This is a genomic window from Fuchsiella alkaliacetigena, assembly GCF_023227765.1.
GTDB lineage: Bacteria > Bacillota > Halanaerobiia > Halobacteroidales > Acetohalobiaceae > Fuchsiella > Fuchsiella alkaliacetigena.
Window position 1 is genome coordinate 1 of sequence record NZ_JALKBZ010000086.1, and the last position, 6,364, is coordinate 6,364.

The 6,364-nt window shown below is 31.9% G+C and carries 4 protein-coding genes; 2 read left to right on the forward strand and 2 right to left on the reverse strand.

Annotation, left to right across the window (positions count from 1 at the left end):
• Positions 1–268: 268 nt before the first annotated feature.
• Together MWH30_RS13270 and MWH30_RS13275 are read left to right on the forward strand one after the other, a co-directional pair.
• Positions 269–751, forward strand: coding sequence for a pyrimidine dimer DNA glycosylase/endonuclease V (locus MWH30_RS13270; RefSeq protein WP_248664577.1), 483 nt, complete (start codon positions 269–271; stop codon positions 749–751).
• 83 nt (positions 752–834) lie between these two features.
• The gene (locus MWH30_RS13275) at positions 835–1,887 is read left to right on the forward strand and encodes an MBL fold metallo-hydrolase (RefSeq protein ID WP_248664578.1); all 1,053 of its coding nucleotides are present in this window, start codon (positions 835–837) and stop codon (positions 1,885–1,887) included.
• A 377-nt stretch (positions 1,888–2,264) separates the two neighbouring features.
• Here the strand turns inward: MWH30_RS13275 and MWH30_RS13280 are convergent, their stop codons facing one another.
• Positions 2,265–5,093: an AsmA family protein gene (locus tag MWH30_RS13280; protein ID WP_248664579.1), complete on the reverse strand. Its 2,829-nt coding sequence runs from the start codon at positions 5,091–5,093 to the stop codon at positions 2,265–2,267.
• 270 nt (positions 5,094–5,363) lie between these two features.
• Entirely contained in the window at positions 5,364–5,798 is a 435-nt protein-coding gene (locus MWH30_RS13285) for a hypothetical protein (protein ID WP_248664580.1), read from the reverse strand.
• Positions 5,799–6,364 lie beyond the last annotated feature (566 nt).

Consider the following 6,364-nt stretch of genomic DNA (forward strand, 5'->3'; position numbering starts at 1 on the left):
AAGGAATTCCTATAGAACAAGTTTACGACACTTTAGACCTTGATGGAAATAAGTTACAATTAGTTGCATAGAAAGAGATAATATACATTAAATTATATTTAAGTGGATAGGGGGGAGGCCAAAGAAGGGGATTATCTTAATATTTCCTTTGATATAGATAGAGATACTATTGAATAGTGGAAGAAGTGGGTTGGTAAACTACTAAATAAACTTAAGAATAAGGGTGAAAATTAATTTTTTATAGAAAGGGAGGCTTAGTGACAAAGTAATGAATATATTCGTATTAGATGAAGATGTGAAGAAGTGTGCCAGATACCATACAGATAAACATGTGATAAAAATGATACTAGAAACTGCTCAACTATTATCTGCTGCTCATCATTTAACTGGAAATAAAAGTGATGAATTATATAGGCTTACTCATAAAAGCCATCCTTGTACTAAGTGGGTTGTAAAATCTATAAATAACTATAGATGGTTAGTTGATTTAGGATTAGAATTATGTCAAGAATATACCTATAGATATGGTAAAACTCACAAAACTCAAGAAAAATTGGAATGGCTTAAAAATAATGAAGCAGAATTACCAGATATAGATAGAACAGAATTTGTAAAATGCATGCCTGATCAGTATAAGGTTAATAGTGTAGTTGAATCTTATAGAAATTATTATATTGGTGAAAAACAGCATATAGCTAGTTGGAAGCAGCGAAGAATACCTAACTGGTTTGAGTTTGAAAAGGGAACTTAGTTTTTATTATCTACTTATTCCGTTAGGTAAGAGCTTGAAAGAATTGTTGATCTAAAATTAAATTACTTTAGGAGGAATTACTAATGAATAAACTAAATAAAAAACTAATAATACCACTAATTATTTTATTGATAATTGCTACTTCCTTTACGGTCTTTGCTTCGGAATTACAAGTTCACTTCATAGATATTGGCCAAGGCGATGCTATTTTAATTCAGACTCCAGAAGATAAAAATATGCTGATTGATGGAGGCGATAGATTTAACTGGGTAGCCGATAGACTGACAGGCTATTTAGAAGAGCAAAATGTAAGTACTGTTCACGCTATAGTAGGAACCCATCCTCATGCTGATCATATTGGAGGCTTACCAGCTGTAATAGAAAACTTTGAAGTAGAGAAAGTTTACGATAGTGGGAGGGTACATACTACCAAGACATATGAAGACTATCTTCGTTTAATTGATAGAAAAGATATTCTTTTCCATACTCCAAGAAGGGGAGAGAATATCCAATTAGGAGAATTGAACTTTGCTGTGTTGCATCCGGGAAGCGGTGTGGAAAGATATAGTTTGAATAATGCTTCTATAGTTTTACATCTTGAATATGGAGATATCTCTTTTTTATTTACAGGAGATGTCGAAAAAGAAGCAGAAAAAGAAATCTTAGCTTCAGATTTTGATTTAGAAGCAACGGTTCTTAAAGTAGCTCATCATGGATCTAGCAGCTCCACCATACCTGAATTTTTAGAAGAAGTAAATCCAGAGGTAGCTGTAATTCAGTTAGGGGAAGATAATCGTTACGGTCATCCTCACGATGAGGTTTTGGAAAGGTTTAAGAGTAGCGGAGTGGATGTTTATCGTAATGATAAGCACGGGAATATAGTAGTTAAAACAGATGGTGACACCTATACTATTAATGCAGATATAGAAGCGGATATAGTTCAAGCAAAAATTAATATTAATATTGCCTCTAAAGCAGAATTGCAGGAGCTAGGTGGAGTTGGAGCAGCTATTGCTGAAAGAATTATCGAATATCGAGAGAATGTAGGCTCCTTTGAGAGAATTGAAGATATAAAAAAAGTGAATGGAATAGGTTCTGGCCGTTTTGAAGAGATTAAGGATGAAATAACTATATAATGAGGTGATAGCTTGCTTGATAAGCTTAAGGATAAGCAAAATAAAAGCTGATATAAAGGTATGGTTGGAAAAGGGCTTGCCATATTTATTGTAGCAATTATTCTGGGAAGCATAATTCCAGCCTTAGGGGCTGTTCCAATTTGGATTTATTGTGGTGTTAAAGGTAATGAAGATTATAAAGAACATAGGTTAAACAATTAGCTTTTCTGGAAGTTGGATTTAATGTTATGTCTTTTGAATTGCGTTAAAATAATATTTCTGTTATAGCAAAGAATACTATTATTGTCTTCTATATGGATTGTTTGTTTTTTTTGATTGAAATAGGTTGTTAAAAAAGTAGGTTAAGCTTTTTTAACAACCTATAAAATTCTAGCAGGTTAAAATAAATCTCGCACTCGATCTTCAAGTTCCTCTATTTCATCTTTAACTCTTTCTTCTGTTTTCTCTTTTGCTTTTTCCTTTTGTTTTTCTGCTTCTTCCTTAATTTTTTCTTCAGCTCTAGATCTATCCCAACTGAACTCTGGTTTTAATACACTGCCTTCTAATTTAAAGTCTAACTGTATTTGCTCATTATCAGGGCCGTAAAAGAACTCCTTTTGAGGCAGTCTTAATCTTTCCGAAGCTTCCGGAGATAATAAATAACTTAATTCATAGTTTAGTTCACCCTCTAAAGTAGAATAGCCCTCAAAATCAATATCTCCTCGAGCAGTCTGAGTGTTAAAGTTATTTAGATAGAGTTTACCTTCTTCTAAAGTAACTTGCCCTTTTAAATCTTTAAACTCTAAACTATCTTGCTCAAAGATATTAAACCAGTTATTAAGATTAGAAACTATCTCTGGATGAGTTAAATTTCCTTCGTTAATTTTAACTTCTCCATCTAAGTTTAGATTCTTTGATAGTTTTTCAAACTCTAAGCTTTGACCGCTAAAGCTTAGATCTAAATCCGTTTTTCCGTATATATGATCTTCAAAGTTAGTCCAAGAGCTTAAAATCTTATTAACTTCTGCTTGATTCAATATTAAATATCCCTGGTGAGTAGGTTCTTCTTTAGTTAAATCTAAGCTAGCTTCACCTTGAGCCCGACCCTCAGCTAGTTTAAAGTCTAAGTTTTGAATTTCAGCTAAGCCGTTCGTTAACTGAAAATCTGCTCCTAACTCTTCTAAAAATAGCTTTTCAGATTTGAACTCTTGAATATAAGCTTGGCCGTTAAGAGAGAGTTCTGAAATAAAGTCTAAATCCAATTCTTGTTCTGGATCTTCTTCTTTAGCTTCTTCTGGTAAGTAAACTAATAGTTCTTCCATTGCTAATAATTCAGAATTAAGGTCAACTGTCAGTGTTGAATTATTAACTTCTTCCTTATCAAGTAAGAACAGTACTAGTTTATCCCATTTGCTAAGCTGCATTTGACCTTCTAAATTTGATTCTGTTAAACGAATATCTAAATCTGTTAATTCTAATTCCTGATTATCAAGTGCAAGTTTTGCAGCAATTTTCTCTACCTCATCATTTAACTGAGGTAGATTAATATCTCTACTATCAACAACTAAATTTCCTGATAAGTCTAACTGAGCCAAGTTATCAAGCGGAGAATCTATTAAGTCAGCAGCTTTAAAGGTTAACTCCCAGTCGGTTAAAATACTTCCTGTCAATTTATAATCAGCAAAGTCAGAATTAAAAGCTATCAATTCTTCATTAAGCTGATCTAGATTTAGATCTACTTCCACTGCTAAATCTATAAGCAGGTATTCTAAATCCTGAGTAGCTAGATAATCACCATAACTTAACTGGCCTGTTAAAGCTAAAGCGCTAGGCTTTTGATTAATAACAGCCTTATCGATAATTAACTCTCCTTGCTCTGTATATAAATTAGCAGTTACATTATTCAAATGTAAATTTTGATAGTGAGTATCTTCTAACTCTATCCCAGCTTTCAAATTAAAGTTGGGAAGTTCTATTGCTTCCGCTTCTTCTTCGAACTCCAATTCATTCATTATAGCTTCTATATCTAATCCTTTAGTTTTTAAATCTATATTTGCAGATCCGGGTAAAGAATCAGCTTCATTTAAAAGAGCCGTTACCATTCCCGGCCAGTCTTCAATCTGCAAGGAGGAGCTAATATCAGCCTCCTCAAAATGAGCTTGTAACTCTTCAAGGGAAATATTATTTTCTTTTAGAAGGAGTTGTCCATTAATTCTCTCTATTGGCGAAGGGAAAGCATTTCCGTCAATTACTACTTCCTCTAAACCTAATTTTCCGTTTAAAGATAGCTCACTTAAGTCATCTTCAATTGTAGCTAAATCTAATTCTTGAGCAGCTAGATTTAAAGAAAGATTTCCTCTTAAATCAAGCTCTTTATCTGGAAGTAGCATAGTTTTTAATTCCGCTAAAGCTAATTCAGATCCTAACTGAAAGTTTAAGCCAGCTTCAGAATGGCTTCCAGCTAAGCTTAATTGAGAATTTCCTAAATTAGCTACTAAATCATCAACTTCTATTTTATTTTCTTCTAGTTTAAGTATAAAATTAGTGCTAAAATCTGTTAGTTGGAAGTTGTCTTGCTCTAAACCTAGATCTAAACTATTAAAAGCAAGGTTATCAACTCTAAGGTTAGTTCTATTTTCACTTAAGTTAAGTCCAAGCTGACTTTCAACCCCTTCAACTGTAGCAGTTAAACTATTTATTTTATCTATGTATTCTATCTTTCCACCTTCTATTTGAAAGTTATCCATACTAAGTGAAAGTTTAATTCCTTCTTCTTCTACTTCTATATCTTCTTCCTGCTGTTCTGCTAAGTCAAGTTGATAATTAATTTCTTTAGCTTGATTTTTTTCCAGATAAATAGTAGGATTTAGGAAGCTAAGCTGTTCTACCTCTAACTCTCTACTTAATAAGGGTCTAAGTGCTACACCTAAGTTAAGTTCTTCTAGTTTTAAAAGATAATCGTTTTCAAAGTCTCTGGAGTTATGTACTTTAAATTGAGTGATATTAATTCCTATCTGAGGCCAAAAGCTGAGACCAATATCAGCAATCTCTACCTCGCGTTTTAGGTTCTCTTCTAATCTAGGGATTACCAATCTTTTTAAACGATTAGCATCAAAATAATTAGTTAGGTAAAAAATTCCCCCGCTGATTAATAGTAAGCTTATTATTAATAAAATTATAATTAGTTTTTTAAAATTGAAATTTGTATTTTTTAATTTAGCTCGCATAGCTTCCCCTCCCATATTTAGTAAAAATAAGCTTTTAATCTGTTGTCTGTTGATTTCTACAAACAAATTGTATTTTCCTTTATAATATAAAAACTTCCCCATAAATACTGAGTTTAGGGAAGTTTAAGTTGATTTTCAGGTGAAGAAGTAACAGATTTTGAGTACGATAATCGGCAGCGTATGGAGTCTATCACAACGGACATAATTTCTTTTAACTTAGCGCTTAGCAAGCAAGGGGAGATCAACTCTTTTGAATAGGGCCCTGTTTTCCTATCTATTACCATAAAACTCTAACTCAAGCCTGTTTTCATATTCTTCTCCCTTAGTTACTTGCTTAATTAATCCTATATTTTTAGCATAGTACCTATAAGTTTCATAATTATCTTTTTCAGATAGAGGACTGCTTTGGACTTTAACTACATCATGAAAACTTCCTGCTGGGAGATTTACTGTTTTATTTACTTCAACAATTTCTTTTTTATGTTTTGCACTTTCCCAGGAAGTACCTTCTTCGAGAGGAGTTTTTAAAATTATTCTTTTGATCTGTGGATTTTCTGCAAATTTTTTAATTAAATTATCCTCTCTATAAAACTCACCTTCTTCATATATTATTCTTATTTGATTCTCTTTAACTTCAAAAATAGAAACTATATTTGTTGCCGACCCTTTATCAAGTATTTGGACTAAAGAACCTTCAACGAACATTATTTCTCTATCTAAAGAAGGAAAAGCAATACCTTCGCCAGCAAACTGAGATGATAACTCTTCATTTAAAGGGAAGTAGGCTTTTAAATTATTTTTTTCTTTATTATATTCACTTTCATTTGGAGAAGTGCAAGCAATTAGTAATGAGAATATTGTTATTATTAAAAAATAAATTAATTTATTTTTGATATTTTTTCACCTCGATATTCTAATTATACCATATTTCTAAGTATAGCTCTATAAATAGGAGCTAAAAAATTTTCAAGTTTTTCTGTCACACTAATACCTCTAAATACTTTTGCATTAGAATAGAAATACTGGTAATCTCGGTATAGTCAAGCAATTTGGTAATTCCCTATCTGATCTTTCTATTGGTAGGTATTTAGGTTTAGTGTAGATTTTGAGCAAGATGTTTTTAGAATTATAAAGGAAAACTGAGATTTTTTAAGTATAATTTTGAGCTGGTTTTAGGTATTAATAAAGGTAGTATTAACTTGAATTCGGCAAGTAAAATAATCTAGACTTAAAAATTGAAAATAAAAGTGGGATTTCCCTTAATTCTCTGA